This is a genomic window from Paenibacillus sp. cl123 (assembly GCF_900101595.1).
Taxonomy (GTDB): domain Bacteria; phylum Bacillota; class Bacilli; order Paenibacillales; family NBRC-103111; genus Paenibacillus_G.
Window position 1 is genome coordinate 40642 of the sequence record NZ_FMYY01000014.1, and the last position, 16907, is coordinate 57548.

The window sequence follows — 16907 nt, forward strand, 5'->3', positions numbered from 1 at the left end:
TGCATCGGATTAGGACCATTAAGTGTGATCACGGGAACACCCGTATCGACCACCTGAACCGTACGCGTCACAGCTGCCACATGGCCTGCGGCGTCGGTCACCTGGTACGTCAGTGTATAAGTGCCGATTTGGCCCGCATCCACCGCCCCGCTTACCGTAATTTGCGAGGTCAAGTCGCCATCCGCCGCATCCTGGGCCGTCGCGCCGGGATCGGTAAACGCGCTTCCGGCTTCCATCTGCATCGGATTAGGACCATTGAGCGTGAGCACGGGGGCAACCGTATCCACCACCTGTACGGCACGCGTCTTTGTCGCCAAATTGCCCGCGGCATCGGTCACCTGGTACGTCAGCGTATAGGTGCCGACTTGGCCCGCATCCACCGCCCCGCTCATCGTAATCTGCGAGGTCAAATCCCCATCCGCCGCATCCTGAGCCGTTGCGCCGGGATCGGTAAACGCGCTTCCGGCTTCTATCTGCATCGGATTAGGACCATTGAGCGTGAGCACGGGGGCAGTCGTATCGACCACCTGAACCGTACGCGTCACAGCTGCCACATGGCCTGCGGCGTCGGTCACCTGGTACGTCAGCGTATAGGTGCCAACTTGGCCCGCATCCACCGCCCCGCTTACCGTAATCTGCGAGGTCAAATCCCCATCTGCCGCATCCTGGGCCGTCGCGCCGGGATCAGTAAACGCACTTCCCGCTTCTACCTGCATCGGATTAGGGCCATTGAGCGTCAGCACGGGGGCAACCGTATCCACCACCTGTACGGCACGCGTCTTTGTCGCCAAATTGCCGGCGGCATCGGTCACCTCATACGTGAGCGTGTAAGTACCTGCCCGATTGGAATCCACCGCCCCGCTTACCGTAATCTGCGAGGTCAAATCGCCATCGATCCCATCGTGAGCCGTTGCGCCAGGATCGGTAAAGACACTCCCAGCTTCCATCAGCATCGGATTGGCTCCATTCAAGGTAATAACGGGCGGAATCTCGTCGATCGCCAAGCGAACGCCAAAATCCTTGCCGGATTGCCTGCCAAATGCCAAATCCCTTAACCCGTCGCCGTTAAAGTCTCCGCTAATTAAGTCAGTAACGCTGCCACCCATATCAAAAACGACAGCAGGTGCAAGGGCTCCAGTGCCATCCCCTGCCAGGACCGAGACATTATAAGAACTCCAATTGCCCGTTACCACGTCCGCATTCCCATCACCCGTAAAGTCTTCAATCAGGATTGCTCGCGTATCCGAGCCCCCGACGCTATACTTAACGGCGGCAGCAAAGGTTCCATCTCCCCTACCTAATAGTACGGAGATAGATCCTGGCAGCAGCGTACCGTCGCCCACAACCAGATCTAAGTGTCCATCCTTGTTGAGGTCACCTGCTGCACCCCCCGAAGCGGCTAACTGAACCCCATAATCTACTTTGGGAGCAAAGGCCCCCAGACCATTTCCCAAGAGAACGCTAACTGTTTTACTGCCAAAATTGGCGACCGCGAGATCAAGTTTTCCATCGCCATTAAAGTCCCCCGGCAGCACCTCATAAGGTCCATCCCCAACAGCATAACTTACTGGAGCAGCGAAGGTCCCGTCGCCAATTCCTAACAGAATATATACAGCATCTTCACGAAGGCTGGACACGGCCACATCCAGTTTATTATCGTCGTTAAAATCCCCTACAGCTAAACGGAGTGAAACATCCCCCACCGGGAAGCTCAAAGCATTGGCGAAGGTCCCGCCGCCATTCCCCAAAAATACGGAGATCGAATCACTATCCCGATCAACCGTTATCAAATCAATATTTCCATCGCCATTAACATCGCCATGCACTATCGCCTGAGGGCTTTTTCCTGAGCCATAAGCAGCCGAATTGCCGAACGTCCCGTCCCCATTGCCAAGCCGAACCGAGATAGTATGGGAGGTAGTGTCTGCCACAGCGATATCCGTGCGTCCATCCTTGTTAAAATCAGCAGCAGTTATACCATTAGGATAACCATCTACGGGATAACTGGTTACATCCTGGAAGGATAAGGCATGCAGCTGTAACGGTGCGTGAAGCATAAATAGCGGAACTAAAATCCACGCTAGTTTTACAAGCAGACCTTTCTGCGTCTTTAAGAGTTCCATCTTTTTTCCTCTTTTCTGCTATTCGTCGGGCGCAACATTATCCCATCTTCTGTATTTGAACGCTTTTACCCGATAGTAGCATAACGCAATGAAAGAATTCTGAAAGATACGCGCCTTGCCGGATGGAGAAAAGATACTATAAATCCCCCATACTAAACGAAAAAGACGACTGTTACCCCTATTGGGGAGCACCGGTCGTCTTTCGACTCTCATTATTGCTTTATCCTTGGAATGGAGGCTATATCTTTCGCACCCGAGCCTTAATATTGTCCTTTTATGACAAAAAATGAGCCCCGGATCGTTCCGGCCAATTTCGACTTTTGTCTGGCAAACTTAAACTTGCCTAACTCCTCCGGTATTTCCATTCCTTCAGAAAGCTTAAAGCCAACGGCCCGTTTCTTGGGATCATCAACCGTATACATGACGTTGACCGCAAGACCGTCCTCATAGAAGACGTAGGCCATTTTGATATTCTCCACCTGAAAACGCGACGTCTCCAGAGGCTTGCCCGACAATTCTATATCACGCTCTTCTTTCAAAATCCGGTTCACATACGCCAGGGTTTCCTGGCTTTCACTGGCCGGTACCACCGTAAATTCATGCTTGTATTTGTTCATAAAATAGCGGGCTTCATTGGCGCGCAAACCCGCCAGCGCTTCCGCGACAGGTGAAGAATCCAAACCAGCCTTAGACACATTTTTAAAATCAACCATATAGGACATTGGCGTCTCCTCAATTTCTGCTATAATCTGCGGCTTGCCGGACGCAGCGCCCAGGACACGAGGCCAAGCGCGGCGTAGAACAGCGGAAGAATAATATGGAAGCCGTAATCGCCATAATCGTTAGCGAACGCATGAGATAAGGCCGCACCCGTCATTAGGAAAAAGATGCCGCTATAAGCCCATTCCTTAAGCCGGGGCAAGCCTGGCAATACGATCGCAATGACCCCCAGCAGCTTCCAAACCCCAAGAATGCTCGTGATATATAACGGGAATCCGATATCGGTTACTAAATCGACATTCCCTCCGTACCGCATCAGCTGCCCGATACCGCTTAGGGCAATGGAGAATGCGAGTATGCCGGTGACGATCCAGTAAGCGGCCACTCTTCCAGTAGGACGCGATGCTGCTTTCACGATTTTTTCAGTACTTGCGATCGTACTCATCCTAGTTCCTCCTCTGAACTCGTTTATTTCTTAACAACAGGAACCCACATTTCGCCAAATACGACGCCGTCACGCTGTCCCATCTCAACCGTTGTATTGGGTCCGCCCACATAAGCAAAATTATCGGCTTGCGGCAGGACCTGACCGAAGGCAATGCCGGAAAGCTTATTGCTGAGCTCATCGGCCGTTTTCCCTTCGCCTTTAACGACAAGGTATTGTCCTTTAGGGAATTGGATCAATCTGTGTTCCTCTTGTACCGATGCTTCTGTCATGACGCCTGCGTAGTACATCATTTTGTGATTGACCGCTTCGCTCACGGCAAAAACGTATTCGTTTGTGGCAATGGCCTTTAAAGCGTCAAGCCTTCCATCCTCCTCCATTGTCCGCCAAAAGCTTTCCTTCTCTTTATTTATGCCGGCATAATCCGTGTAACTGCTCTTCAGCTCCGTACCTATACCAAGCACCACAAAACTGTCTTTTTCCTCAAGCGTGTATGCTGCCATCATTTAAAACTCCTTTTTGTTTGGATTGATCAAGCGATTTGCTTTTTTTCTTGATGCCTTTATAATAACCATTAATCATGTCAAAATATGATACTGTTTAGAGGTTCCCATGAAAAAAATAGAACGGATTAATATCATCATGCGGTACATCAACAACCGCGCCCATTTTACCATTACTGAAATCATGCGGGAATTCAATGTTTCTCGTTCGACTGCCATTAGAGATATCCGGGAAATTGAGGCGATGGGGATGCCGCTGGTCGCCGAAGTCGGGAGGGACGGGGGTTATTTCGTCATGAACAACTCTGTCCTGCCGACCGTCCGCTTTACCGATAATGAGATCAAAGCACTTTTTATCGCCTTCATGGCTACAAGAAATCAACAGCTTCCTTATCTCAAAAGCCGCCAGTCCTTAGCGGAAAAATTACTCGGCCTCATCTCGCAAAACCAGCAGGATGACCTTGTCCTGTTAAACCAAATCCTGCTGTTCGAAGGGACCAACCCCCACAACCCCGACCTGCTTGATCTGTCAGATCTGCCTCATCCCATGCTGGAACAACTCATCCAGCTTATTCTTACGGACAGCTACTTAATGGTTTCGGTTGAAGTAGGAAGAGAAATACAGTCTTATCCCATCTATCTGCTGCATCTCTATCGCGAAAAAAGCTCTTGGCAAATTGAAGGCTTTGACCTGGAGGAGGAAAAGCGGCGGATTATTGCTGTCGACAGCCTCACCGATATAAAGCCATACGCTGCCAAAAAAAGAACCAGCAAGAAAAAGATAATGGAGCAGCTAAGCAAACAGGAGGGGGCCTACAACCTTTTCCTGGAGCTTGGTCCCAAGGCGATTGCCCAGTTCAAAAAATACCATCCGTTAAAAATTTCAATCGCCTACACGAATCCTTATCAATCTACAGCTATATTAAAAACTTTCGTTAATGTCCATCATCCGGATGAATTGGACGAAATAACAAATTGGCTGCTTTTCCTGGGACAAGATATCACGATCAGGGAAGTGCCGGAAGAGGTTATGGAAAGTTTGCAGGAGCGAATGATCGGTTTCACTCCTTCATAGGAAGGAACGACTTGGTCGTACAAGAGAAGCAACGATACTGAATCAATTATCCGGGCTCACCGCCCGGAAAAGATTCATTTCCCAACCGCTGCCGCAGCAATGCTCCTTTATTTCATTCTAGCTCAATCCCGGGGTTCATGATATGCAGCGGTTACCCATCCCTCACAAGGACTGTCCGCTGTCCACCGTGATAATCTGGCCTGTCATCGCATCCTGCTCCAACGCCGCACAGATCATGGATGCGATATCTTCAGGTGTAGAAATACGCTTCAAGAGCAGGCGGGGGGCAAGCTGGTTCATTTGTTCTTCTCTCCCTGACCACCACCTTGTAGCGACGGCTCCCGGCACAATACAGTTAACCCGAATATCAGGGGCCAAAGCTTTTGCCAGCGATTTCGTTAGACCGTGAACAGCCGCTTTGGATACAGCGTAGGGAAGCGAAGAGCCCAATCCGGTCTGTCCGGCGATGCTGCCTAGATTGACGATCGCCCCTTGACTATTTTCTTTCATATAGGGAGCAACAGCCCTAGCGCAGTAAAACATGCCCTTCACATTCACATCGAATAATTCGTCCCAAACTTCCTCCGTGGCCGCCTCCAAATTATCCATCGGAATATGCCGGGTGATGCTGGCATTGTTAACAAGCAGGTCTATGGTACCGAATTGCTGCACGGCAGCTTGAACCATGGCCCGTACGTCCCCGTCCAGGGATACGTCGGCTTGGATGGCTGCAGCCCTCCCGCCATCCTCGTTGATCCTTCGCACGGTTTCATCTGCATCAACTTGAGAGCGTGAATAGTTTACGATCACGATTGCTCCCCGCTTGGCCAGCGCCAAACTGGTTGCCTTGCCAATTCCCGTACCTCCGCCCGTCACAAGAGCTACTTTGTTCAGTAATTCCATTTCAAACCCACTCCTTAGTTTTTATTTTAGTGTAATTGGATGGAGGGAATTTGTATAATTGAACTAATTGAACAATCGATTCATTTTTTTTGATAGGAGGATGGATTGCGGATGGATTTCAAAACGTTGAAAACCTTTCAAATGATAGTGAAACACGGAAGCTTTAATCGCGCAGCACAAGAAATGAACTACGTGCAATCGACAGTTACGATGCAGATACAAAAGCTTGAATCGGAATTGGGTGTTCAGCTTATTGAACGCGGGAAAGAAGTCGGCCTGACAGAAGCCGGAAGGCTGCTTTACGACCAGAGCCTGCAAATAGTCAAGAATATGGAGCAGCTGCAAGCAAGCTTATTGGATATGAAATCCGGCGAAGCAGGGCACATACGCGTCGGAGTAACGGAGCCTACAGCGAGCTATCGTTTGCCTGGTATTCTGAAGAAGTTTATGTCCATGTATCCGAACATTCACATCTCCTTAGAAATTTCAAGTACGACACACCTTAGCGAGCTGGTACTTAAAGGAGAAATCGATTTTTCACTATGCACGGCACCTGGCGCAGGGTCGGATTTATATTTTGAGCCCTTATTTGCAGAAGAGTTTGTAGCCGTATTGCCCGAGGATCATCCCCTTCTACAGAAAACGGTTATTGAACCGGAGGATTTTCAGGGGTATCGTCTTCTCGTCACATCGGCAACTTGTCCGTATCGCAAGAAGTTGGAGATGACGATGCAGGAAAAGGGGATTGTGTCGCTTGATACCATGGAGATCGGGAGTATGACGGCGTTGAAATTTTATGTCGAGGAGGGATTAGGAATCGCCCTTGTCCCTAAAATTACAGTGGAATCCGGCAATCATGGGACAAGGGTCCGGAGGATTACGGGAAGCCTCATCGAAATGACATTCGGGATTCTATGCAAGGAATGGGCATATCCATTCCAGCTGGCGAGACAAAAGCTTTATCAATATCTTAAGCAAGAATTAACCTCTCATACCGAAGAATAAGCGAAGCTTGCCGTTGCGGTTAGCATGGATACGATCCGGCGCCCCGCTCACGGCACTTTCCTGCTAATCCCCCGCCGAAGACTTGCCTAATCCCGCAGGACAGTAAAATTGTATCCCTGAAGAGTGAGCTTACCCCGCTCCTTTCTGCTGAAGTAAGGATTATAGTAAATGGGCGACTTAAAATAAAAGGGGTGAAAGCGCTTGCTTTTAGCTGGGGGAGTTGTCGTGCACGTACATAGGAAGCAAACTAAACTTTTGAGGAGGTACTTATGCTTACCAGGAAAGTAATGAGTCTTCTGTTAGCGCTTGTCGTTGCGATTTCAGGGTTTATCCCGCAGGCAGCCAGTGCAACCGATGTCATTCAATACGTGGATTCCGCCAGTCCTGCAGCCTTGCCGCAGGCAGCAGCCGGACCGGCCGTCATCCAGAACTACCCGATGCCTTCCATTTACACCGCATCCGAAGTCTTTACCTTGAAGGCGGATAATGAAGCGGTTCCTGTCATCAACTATTTGCCTTATTATGACTATGCTCAATTTTCTTTTGCAGGTACGGTTACCATTGAAGTGACGGCAAACAAGCCGATTACCTCGTATTCGATCAGCCCGTTGGCCAAAAACATCAAGGGGACGGTCGATGGGAACAAGCTGACCTTTACGCTTTCTGCCTCCACCTATGTCATCGTGGATATTAATCCGGACCCGAAGGAAAACCCGGATGAAAAAGATCCGGCTAAAATAAGAAAAAGGCTCGTCATCGCAGCCGATCCGCTGGAGACGGATATTCCCGCTTCCTCAGGCCCCGGCATTTACAATGTCATGGAGGCTCCTTACAATGCGGATAACACAGGGGCTTCCATAACGTCCGCTGCGATTCAAAGAGCCATTGACGACGCCCATCAAGCCGGGGGAGGCATTGTGTATATTCCCGCCGGCGTCTACACGAGCAGCAATCTGACCTTAAAAAGCAATGTCACCTTCTACCTGGCTGGAGGCGCTGTCATTGTCGGCACAGGCAGAGGCGAGGATTACCGGAATGACTTCCGCAAGGATTCCATCTCGGATGGCACATACTTTATCATGACCGAAATAAATTCCGAGAATATTACCATGCGGGGACGCGGCACTATCGACGGCAAAGGGATCGAAATGCGGAAACGCAAGATGACGGATCCCCCGGCCACGCATAAAAAAGGCGAAGGCTTCATCAATAACCTGTTGGTTCCGATGGCAACCAGCAACTTTACCTTTGACGGGTTGATCCTGCGGGACGGCGGCTTCTGGGCTTTCATGGTCGTTCGCTCCGACAACGTAAAAATCACAAACTACAAGGGCTTTCAGGATTTGCACACCCTTGAGGACGATGCCATAGATATTAACGAGAGTCAGAACGTGCTTGTTAAGCATGCCATTGCCATCTCCGACGACGACGCCTATTCGACCAAAACCTGGCCGCAGAAAGGGATGTCCAAAAACTGGCCTGGAGCCATCGAACATTTGGAAAATGTAATCTTTGAGGACTGCATGGCCTGGACCCGCTGCGCGGCCTTCAAGCTTGGGATGGGCATATGCACGCCGCAGATCGGCGTAACTATCCGAAACTCGTATGTGTATCAAAGCGCCAGGGCGCTGCTTGTCGACCATGCCTATACGGAAAATCCGCTGCCGGAGGAAGGCTGGGCCAGAGATATTACGTTTGAGAATATCGATATCGAGCGGGTCGGCATCAACCAGTTTGGGAACTACTGGCTCAGGATTTCCACCAGCACTTCCGGCGATGTAAGCAATGTTGTGGTCAAAAATATCAATGTTCGCGATACGGGAGGCGGAACCTCCGTCATCCAAGGGAATTCCGTCAGAGGCGGGATGATCAACGGGGTAACGTTCAGCGATGTTTATATTAAGGGCAAGCTGGCGGCAAGCCTGAGCGACTTGAAAGCGAGCGCTAACAGCTATACCAATACGATCATCTTTGCCAATACCAAGCCGCCGCTGTTCAGCGATGACTTTGAAACGGGAGACTCCACCAAATGGACGACGGCTACCGGTACCTGGACTGTCGTAGCAGATGGCACTAACGTGCTGGCTCAGAAGGCTAACAATACAACGGGTCTTATTATGGCCGGAGATTCGTGGACGAATTATGGCGTGGAAGCCCGAGTGAAGATGCCTATAACCAATGCCAATGCAGGCGTGTTATTCAGGGTAGCCGATGCGGAGAACTACTATATGTATCGCATCAATTCGTCAGCCAAGAAGCTGGAGCTTTACAAAGCAATCAACGGAACCTTAACCGCTGTATCGAGCACTCCTTTCACAGCTGCCGCCAATCAGTGGTATACCGTTAAAGCCGTCGTGGAAGGAAACACGATTAAAGGTTATGTGGACGGGGAGTTAAAGACGGAATGGACCAATCCGGTCACCGAATTAACGGCAGGGAAAATCGGATTCCGAACAACCACGCTAAACGCAGTTTTTGATGACGTAGTCGTTTCGGCGATAAATGGAGCGCCTGCGGATATTGCGCTTTCGCCTGACAGCATAGCGGAAAACACGACTGCCGGAGGCGTCGTCGGCAAGCTCTCCACCACCGACTCGGACGCGGGGGATACCTTCTACTACTCGCTCGCCAAAGGGGAAGGGGATACCGACAACAAAAGCTTCTCCCTGTTGGGGGATACGCTGATTCTTGGCGTAACACCGGATTATGAGACCAAAAATAGCTACAGCATCCGGGTAAGGACCACAGACTCGGGCGGGCTCTCTTATGAAAAGATCTTTACGATCCACATTCTAGATTTGGATGAGACGCCCGTCTATTCCAATCCGAATGCCATCCTGTTCGGTGACGACTTTGAAACCGGGACTACCGCAAACTGGGCTTCCACCGGTGGCACTTGGAATGTAGCAGCAGAAGATACGAAGGTTCTGGTTCAGAAGTCGAGCACTACGGCCCTGCTTACAGCCGGTACTTCCTGGACGGATTATGCCTACGAAGCCAAAGTAAGGGTGCCGATTACCAATGCCAATGCGGGCCTTGTCTTCAGGGTGCAGGATTCCAAAAACTTTTATATGTACCGGATCAATGTAGCGGCCCAAAAGCTGGAGCTATACAAATCGGTTGACGGAGTCATGACCAGCGTATCCAGCACGCCATTCACGGCCGTTTCGAAGCGGTGGTATACGCTGAAAGCAATCGTCCAGGGAAATACGATTCAAGGTTATGTGGATGGGGAACGCGCGATGGTATGGACCAATCCCGTAACCGAATTAACAGCTGGCAAAATAGGCTTTCGAACAACATCTGCAGATGCGGCGTTCGATCAAGCATTGGTTACAGCGCTCAATAAGGCCCCTGCAGATATTTCCCTTACCAACGCCAGCGTATCCGAACTGGCGGCTGTAGGAAGCAGCGTAGGAACATTGTCGACCACCGATCCGGATGAGGGAGATACCTTCACTTATTCGCTGGCGGCAGGCGACGGGGACAGCGGCAATGCAAGCTTCGCCATCTCCGGGAATACGCTGCAGACGGCGGCTGCCTTCGTGTATGACACGCAGAACAGCTACAGCATCCGGATCAGAAGCATGGATTCAGGCGGACTCTCTGTTGAAAAGCAGTTCACCATCGCCGTTACCAAAGCCGACGCTCATCTGGCCGATGCCTCCAACAACACCGCGACCCTTGACCGCACCCGAGTAGCGGCAGGCGACACAGTAACGATAACGGCTGCAGGGGACAGACAGACCGCTGACGGCTTGGCGGCAGGCGATGAGAAGTTCATCCCGACAACCTGGTCCTCCACGGAGAGCGGTAAAAACGGCAGCTTTATGTGGAATGCGGAAGAGGAAGCATATACTTCAAGCTATACGGCTTCGGAAGCGGGAACACATCTCGTAACGGCTGCCTTCCAGAAGCAGAGCTGGAACGGTTCGTCCTGGGTGGGCGGAGCTACAGATACTAAGACGGTGACCCTCGACGTCTATGCGCCGGTCAACCCTGAAGGCAACAGTCTGAGTGTCAGCCCAGGCAGCGCAGTGGTGGGGCAGACCGTCGTCATAACGGCGGAGGGCTACAATCAGAACGTGACGCCGTCCATCATCGGCGACGAAAGATATTATCCGCTGGCCTGGAGCTCCACGGAGGCCGGCAAGTCAGGGGTATTTACCGTAACCGGCCAAGTTTATCAAGCCGCTTACATTCCCGCTCAAGCAGGCGATTTCCAGATAACCGCGACCTATCAGAAGCAAGTATGGGATGGAACAGCCTGGACCGATACCACTACGGATACCTTGACTGCGGCCCTTACTGTGAGTCTGGCACCTGCGGCCAATGCGGAGGGCAACACGCTCGAGCTGAATGCAGCAAGCATAACGGCTGGCGGCACAGTTGTGATTACCGCGGCGGGCGACAGACAGCATGCGGCGGGAACCATTCTGGGAGAGGAACGGTATTATCCGGTCGCATGGAGCTCCACAGAGGCTGGAAAATCGGGGGTATTTACGGTAAATGGACAGACATATTCGTCCAACTACACGACCTCAGCGGCCGGCCAGTACATCATAACAGCTACCTTCCAGAAGCAAAGCTGGGATGGAACGGCTTGGATCGACGGCACAACCGACACCAAAACCGTGAGCTTGACTGTAAATGCCCAATCCACGGGCGGCAACGATGATCCGGATGAGGAGGAATCATCTCCATCTCCATCCTCATCACCGACACCATCACCTGGCGCAGGTAATCCGGGTGCAGGCACTCCGGCCGATGGTGTCGGAGCGGCCGTTACGACGCAAGAAGGCGGTCAAACCGTCACAACCGTTGCTATCGATTCGGGCAAACTGGAGCAGCAGCTGGCACAAGGAGGAAATGGCGCGACCGTCATCATTCCGGTAAATACGCCATCTGATAAAGTAGTCGTTGAATTGACCGGGCGGATGATGAAGAGCCTGGAGTCCAAGAACGCCTTGCTGCAAGTAAAAACAGATCAGGTCACCTATACCCTGCCCGCGGCGCAGCTCAATTTAGATGCCGTGTCAAAGCAGATAGGGACACAGACGGAATTGAATGACATCACAATCCAACTTACGATCGCAGCGCCTGCCGCGAATACGGTAAAGCAGGTGCAGGACACAGCCGGGAGAGAAGGTTACCAGCTGGTTGCCCAGCCGGTAGAGTTCAAAATCACAGCCACCAGCGGCAGCAAAACAGTGGAGGTTTCCACTTTCAACGGCTATGTGGAAAGAACCATTGCGCTTCCCGATGGAACCGATTCGAGCAAAGTGATGACGGGCATTGTGCTAAATGCTGACGGTACTTTCTCCCATGTGCCTACCAAAATAACGGTCATCGCCGGAAAAATGTATGCCAAAATTAACAGCTTGACCAACAGCACGTATTCGGTCATTTCCAGCCCCAAAACCTTTGCCGATGTGAACACGCATTGGGCCAGGGAAGCGGTCAACGACATGGGCTCCAAGCTTGTCGTTGATGGCAGCGGGGATGGAAGATTTGAGCCCGACAGAGACATTACCCGCGCGGAATTCGCGGCGATTATCGTCAAAGGGCTTGGGCTGATGCGGCCGGGCACCGGCAAGGATGTATTCAAGGATGTGGCCCAGGACAGCTGGTATTACGATGCGGCGGCCATCGCTTACGAATACGGACTTATAGAGGGATACGAAGACGGAACCTTCGGTCCTATGGATAAAATTACCCGTGAGCAGGCTATGACCATGACGGCAAGAGCGATGAAGCTCACCGGCTTGAAAGCCGAGCTTACACAGGAAGAGGCCGACAAGCTGCTTGCTGGGTTTGAAGATGCCGGTTATGCTGCCGACTATGCGAAGCCTGGTATTGCTTCCGTCCTGAATACCGGGATCATTACCGGCCGGGATGGCCATATCATGGCGCCGAAGAGCAATATTACCCGCGCGGAGGTTGCTGTTATTGTAAGCAGGCTTTTGCAAAAGTCGGGATTGATTTAGAAAGTTATATATCATTAGAGGAGTGGGGTTATCCCACTCCTTTTTAAGTTGTATCGACGTATTCACTGTGTTTGTGGTGCTGTTCCTAGGCTCCCATCAGTTCTCCGCCGCCGATTAGCCGATGGCGAGGACAATCTTGCCGCGGCCGTGTCTCGTTTCGATCAGCCGGTGTGCGTCCGCGACCTGTTCAAGCGGGAACGTCTGCCGGATATGGATGTGCAGCTTGCCCTTACTGTGCAGATCGACAAGCTCGGCCAGACGGGCGGCGGAACGCTCGCCGCGGATGACTCGGAGACCAAGCTCCTCGATAAGGTCGTAAGCGACGAACGTACAGATACGGTTCTTATCCTGCACCAATTCGACCGAAGCACGCACCGCTTCCGCCCCGGCCGTATCGAACGCAGCGTCGACGCCGTTCGGCGCCAGCGCCCGCACTCGCTCGACAAGCCCCTCCCCGTACGTAATCGGGATAGCCCCGAGAGAACGCACGTAATCGTGGTTGCCCTCGCTGGCTGTGCCGATGATCGTCTCGGCTCCCCACTCCTTCGCCAGCTGTACCGCAAAAGCTCCAAGCGATCCGGCCGCGCCATGGATCAGCACCGTGTCGCCCGGTCCGACGCCGATGGCTTTCATGGCGATATACGCGCCCTGGCCATTGCCGGTCAGCCCGCCTGCCTCTTCCCAGGTCATGCTGCCTGGCTTACTTACGATTTGGTCGGCGCCCGCGACCACGTATTCGGCGTAACCATTCAATAGCCCGAAGCCGAGCACCTCGCTGCCTACGTGAAACCCGGTAACGCCTTCGCCCACTTGATCGATAATACCGGCGAACTCGTTGCCCGGAATTTGCGGAAGCCGAATGTCGACGCCCTGCGGCTCCCAGCCGCTCCGCACGCTGCAATCGTAATGCTGTACCCCGGCCGTTTTCACCCGGACCCTGACTTGCCCTGGACCGGGCTCCGGATCGGGAAACGCCATGACCTCCATCACTTCAGGTCCGCCGGTCAACCGAAATGCCGCTGCTTTCATCTTGCCATCCTCCTCCTATTTATCCCTATAGTCGCACCGTTACCGCAAAGTTTTTAATGCGCCGCCCCATGCGATAACTTGATCTAACATGATGTTTAATTTATCAACGTGCAGTTCGGCAGGTTTAAAGGTTTGGAAGTTTTCAAAATCCGTAAACATCGAAAATGTGGGATACGCGCGAACGTCCGCTACGAGTAATTCTCCCAAGATTCCGCGTAAATGTTCGGCTGCACGCGCCCCGCCCGTTGAACCATAGCTAACGATGCCGGCCGCCTTGTTATTCCATTCATCTCGTGCGGAATCCAAGGCATTTTTTAACGCCCCCGTAATGCTGTGATTGTACTCCTGGACAATAAATACGAACCCGTCCAAGCTGGAGAGCTTTTCCGGCCAAGCGAGTAATCCGGGCTCCTCACCCGTCCCTTCTCCGAGAAAAGGCAGCTTGAAATCTGCAATATCCACGATTTCATAATTCGCATCTCCGCGCCGATCGGCCATTTCTTTAACCCAATTCCCTACTTGCGGACTGAGGCGTCCTTGGCGGGTGCTTCCTAAAATAATGCCTATACTTAAAGGTTTCATAGGGGGTCCTCCCATTCATTTATATGGTTTGTTTCAACTCATTTTCCTTTGAACCGGTATTCCTAGCCCCGCCGAACTGCATAGAATAGAACAACAAAATGCCTACATGCAAAACCGCAAGAACCAAGTAAATATTGCTGTAAACGGACGCTGCCGCGTGCGAGTTCAACGGATTCCAATGCATACCCGCGCCTTGGTCGACGAACCTGCCGTAAGCCCCCGCTGCGATGGCGCCGGAAATAAAGTTCGTCATCGCCAGCAGCCCCATGCCAACGCCTGTTTGTTCCCTCGGCAGCGAACGGGATATCGCATTGGACAATGCAATGGATAGGAACGATTGGCCGACATTGCCGAAGATCAGAATGAATGCGATAAGCACGGGTGACATCCCTGCAAAAGTGGACAATAACGCGAAACATGCTAGCAGCAGTGCCGACGCCAGATAGAAAAGAAATGAATTGCCCCTCTTATCCGCCAGCTTGCCGCCTGTGCGCCCCAAAGCTGCCGTCGTGGCCGCGGCCGGAACCAATGCTAGGGCTACCAGCTCCGGCGCCAGCTGGTATACATGGGTCAGCAGCTGCGGGCTAAGAAAAATAAGCGAATATCAGCAAAAATGCGGACGAAACCCAGCTGACCTGCGACAAAGACAGGTCGAAATCGGCGGCGATCTCGGGCAGCACAATATTGAACATCGTTGCGCTCATAACGGAGATGACCAGCGTGAAGGCCAGAATCCGAATCAACTTCTCAGCGGCATGTTGCCGGACGGCGCCTTCCATGGCAGTGAGCCCTCCTTTCTATCCGAGGTGATATTTTCTACGCGAAGCGTCTTGATCTCCCTACAGGTTTTATTTTACAATTGCGTATAGATAAACAGAAATATATCTTTAACCATAAGGAGTATATACTCGGGTATATGGAAAGGAGCGACGTGTATGGAGCTGCTGCAGCTGCGGTATTTTCGAACGGTTGCCCGGATGGAGCACATGACTAAGGCGGCGCAGGAATTGTTAATTGCGCAGCCTGCGCTCAGCAAGACAATTTCGAGGCTGGAGGAAGACGTGGGGGTTCCGTTGTTCGACCGGCACGGAGGCCGAATTCGCCTGAATACGTTCGGCAAGGTCTTTCTGGACAAAGTCGAGAAGGCACTCGCCCTATTGGAAGAAGGAAAGAAAGAAGTATCCGAGCTGGCCGGACTGGAGCAAGGGAGCATTCACCTCGCGACATCAACGCTGGACCGGTTATCGGATGCGCTGGGCGAATTTCTCGCGCTTCATCCGGAAGTCAACTTTAAGATTACACAGACTTCCATGGAAGAGATGGCGCAGTTAGTGGAGGCAGGCGGGGTCGACCTATGCTTCACGCCGCTGCCGATCGACCGGCCCGACATTAGCACAGTATCCGTTTTGAAGGAAGAGGTGTATTTGGCTGTTCCCCAAGGACACCGGTTGGCCGGGAGAAAGAGCATCCGGTTAAGCGAGCTGGCGGAGGACCCGTTTATCGGGTACAAAGAGGGATTTCCTTTTCAAAAAATGAACGATTTGTTTTTTCAAGAAGCCGGGATCACGCCTAACTTCGTCTGCCGGGTCGACGAGCCTGCCGGCATTGCAAGTCTTGTCCGAACCGGACTGGGCGTTGCACTTGTAGGCAATTGCGGCGGCCCAAGCTCCGCGATGAGCTTGCTGCGTATTGAGTCTCCCGTTTGCCAGCGCAATTTTCAAATCATATGGCACGAGAAGCGGTACCTATCCCTCGCCGCGCGCAGGTTCCGCGACTTTCTCATCAAGTACTTTGCTCAAGCAGCGTGAGCGGGCATTGTCCGTGTATATGCATGCTATGGCTAAAGCCACCCCAGACGACTGGAGTGGCTTCTTTAGTGACCGCATTATACACTTTTTTCTATGCTCCAGTAACCACTCCAATAATTCCGGATTAGCGGCCTCTCAGAACATGCTCGATACGCTTATCCGGCATGAACCAGATCACGGCTACGAGTACGAAGAAGACGCCGGATATCCAAGGACTCACATAAGCGGTCAACGCTGCTACCAGGTAGAGCAAGGGAGATAATTTTCCTTTCCAGTCTTTCCCCAAAGCCATGACGAATGAGGAATCGCCGGAATGCTGATTCATAATCGCGCTCTGAAGCAGCCAGTACGAGAGCGCCGCTAACAGCAGAATCGTACCGTACAGTGCCGTTGGCGTGGCTGCAAAATTGCTTTCCCCCATCCAGGCTGTCGTAAAGGGCACAAGGGATAACCAGAATAACAGCAGCAGGTTGAGCCACATCAACCGTCCGTTCATCGCCTTGACCAGGTGCAGCAAATGATGATGATTGTTCCAGTAGATGCCGATATAGATGAAACTGAAGATGTAGCTAAGTAATTTCGGACCAAGTTCGATTAATGAAGACCAGTCATGGCCTTCCGGTAATTTAAATTCGAGCACCATGATCGTAATGATAATCGCCAAAACGCCATCGCTGAACGCTTCCATCCGGTTCGCTTTCAGAGTAGTTCCTCCTCTTTTTCTCTT

At 51.9% G+C, this 16907-nt stretch carries 13 protein-coding genes and 1 pseudogene; 4 read left to right on the top strand and 10 right to left on the bottom strand.

What is annotated here, in order from left to right:
• The 4 genes from BLR08_RS31225 to BLR08_RS19935 form a co-directional block, all read right to left on the bottom strand.
• Window positions 1–1931: immunoglobulin-like domain-containing protein (locus tag BLR08_RS31225; RefSeq protein WP_176835567.1), on the bottom strand; the 1931-nt coding region annotated here is incomplete at its 3' end.
• Between the two features lie 452 nt (window positions 1932–2383).
• On the bottom strand, window positions 2384–2845 hold the full coding sequence (locus BLR08_RS19925; RefSeq protein WP_072334256.1) for a phage tail protein: 462 nt from the start codon (window positions 2843–2845) through the stop codon (window positions 2384–2386).
• Window positions 2846–2865: 20 nt separating this feature from the next.
• Window positions 2866–3288 (bottom strand): DoxX family protein, encoded by a 423-nt coding sequence (locus BLR08_RS19930; protein ID WP_072334253.1) that lies wholly within the window; start codon window positions 3286–3288, stop codon window positions 2866–2868.
• Between the two features lie 23 nt (window positions 3289–3311).
• Window positions 3312–3791: a GyrI-like domain-containing protein gene (locus BLR08_RS19935; RefSeq protein ID WP_072334250.1), complete on the bottom strand. Its 480-nt coding sequence runs from the start codon at window positions 3789–3791 to the stop codon at window positions 3312–3314.
• A 109-nt stretch (window positions 3792–3900) separates the two neighbouring features.
• Here BLR08_RS19935 and BLR08_RS19940 point away from each other — a divergent pair, with 109 nt between their 5' ends.
• Window positions 3901–4866, top strand: coding sequence for a helix-turn-helix transcriptional regulator (locus BLR08_RS19940; protein WP_072334247.1), 966 nt, complete (start codon window positions 3901–3903; stop codon window positions 4864–4866).
• A 162-nt stretch (window positions 4867–5028) separates the two neighbouring features.
• Here the strand turns inward: BLR08_RS19940 and BLR08_RS19945 are convergent, their stop codons facing one another.
• Window positions 5029–5769 (bottom strand): SDR family NAD(P)-dependent oxidoreductase, encoded by a 741-nt coding sequence (locus BLR08_RS19945; RefSeq protein WP_072334244.1) that lies wholly within the window; start codon window positions 5767–5769, stop codon window positions 5029–5031.
• A 111-nt stretch (window positions 5770–5880) separates the two neighbouring features.
• Between BLR08_RS19945 and BLR08_RS19950 the strand changes: the two genes are divergently transcribed.
• Both BLR08_RS19950 and BLR08_RS19955 read left to right on the top strand, forming a co-directional pair.
• Window positions 5881–6774: a LysR family transcriptional regulator gene (locus BLR08_RS19950; RefSeq protein WP_072334242.1), complete on the top strand. Its 894-nt coding sequence runs from the start codon at window positions 5881–5883 to the stop codon at window positions 6772–6774.
• A gap of 269 nt (window positions 6775–7043) precedes the next feature.
• A complete protein-coding gene (locus BLR08_RS19955) occupies window positions 7044–12761 on the top strand; it encodes an S-layer homology domain-containing protein (RefSeq protein ID WP_072334240.1) in 5718 nt (1905 codons plus the stop codon).
• Between the two features lie 114 nt (window positions 12762–12875).
• Here the strand turns inward: BLR08_RS19955 and BLR08_RS19960 are convergent, their stop codons facing one another.
• The 4 genes and pseudogenes from BLR08_RS19960 to BLR08_RS31815 all read right to left on the bottom strand — a co-directional run bounded on the left by BLR08_RS19960 (window position 12876) and on the right by BLR08_RS31815 (window position 15151).
• Window positions 12876–13790, bottom strand: coding sequence for an NADP-dependent oxidoreductase (locus BLR08_RS19960; RefSeq protein ID WP_072334238.1), 915 nt, complete (start codon window positions 13788–13790; stop codon window positions 12876–12878).
• A gap of 39 nt (window positions 13791–13829) precedes the next feature.
• Complete coding sequence (locus tag BLR08_RS19965; protein WP_072334236.1) at window positions 13830–14372, bottom strand: NADPH-dependent FMN reductase; 543 nt, start codon at window positions 14370–14372, stop codon at window positions 13830–13832.
• Window positions 14373–14391: 19 nt separating this feature from the next.
• Window positions 14392–14976: pseudogene (locus BLR08_RS19970) on the bottom strand (MFS transporter); the annotation flags it as partial.
• Entirely contained in the window at window positions 14957–15151 is a 195-nt protein-coding gene (locus BLR08_RS31815) for a hypothetical protein (RefSeq protein ID WP_072334232.1), read from the bottom strand. The gene BLR08_RS31815 and the pseudogene BLR08_RS19970, both read right to left, overlap by 20 nt.
• 156 nt (window positions 15152–15307) lie before the next feature.
• Here BLR08_RS31815 and BLR08_RS19980 point away from each other — a divergent pair, with 156 nt between their 5' ends.
• Complete coding sequence (locus BLR08_RS19980) at window positions 15308–16180, top strand: LysR family transcriptional regulator (protein WP_072334230.1); 873 nt, start codon at window positions 15308–15310, stop codon at window positions 16178–16180.
• 124 nt (window positions 16181–16304) lie between these two features.
• On the opposite strand, the gene BLR08_RS19985 is transcribed toward BLR08_RS19980, so the two are convergent.
• Window positions 16305–16883 (bottom strand): TMEM175 family protein, encoded by a 579-nt coding sequence (locus BLR08_RS19985; RefSeq protein ID WP_072334228.1) that lies wholly within the window; start codon window positions 16881–16883, stop codon window positions 16305–16307.
• Window positions 16884–16907: the final 24 nt, after the last annotated feature.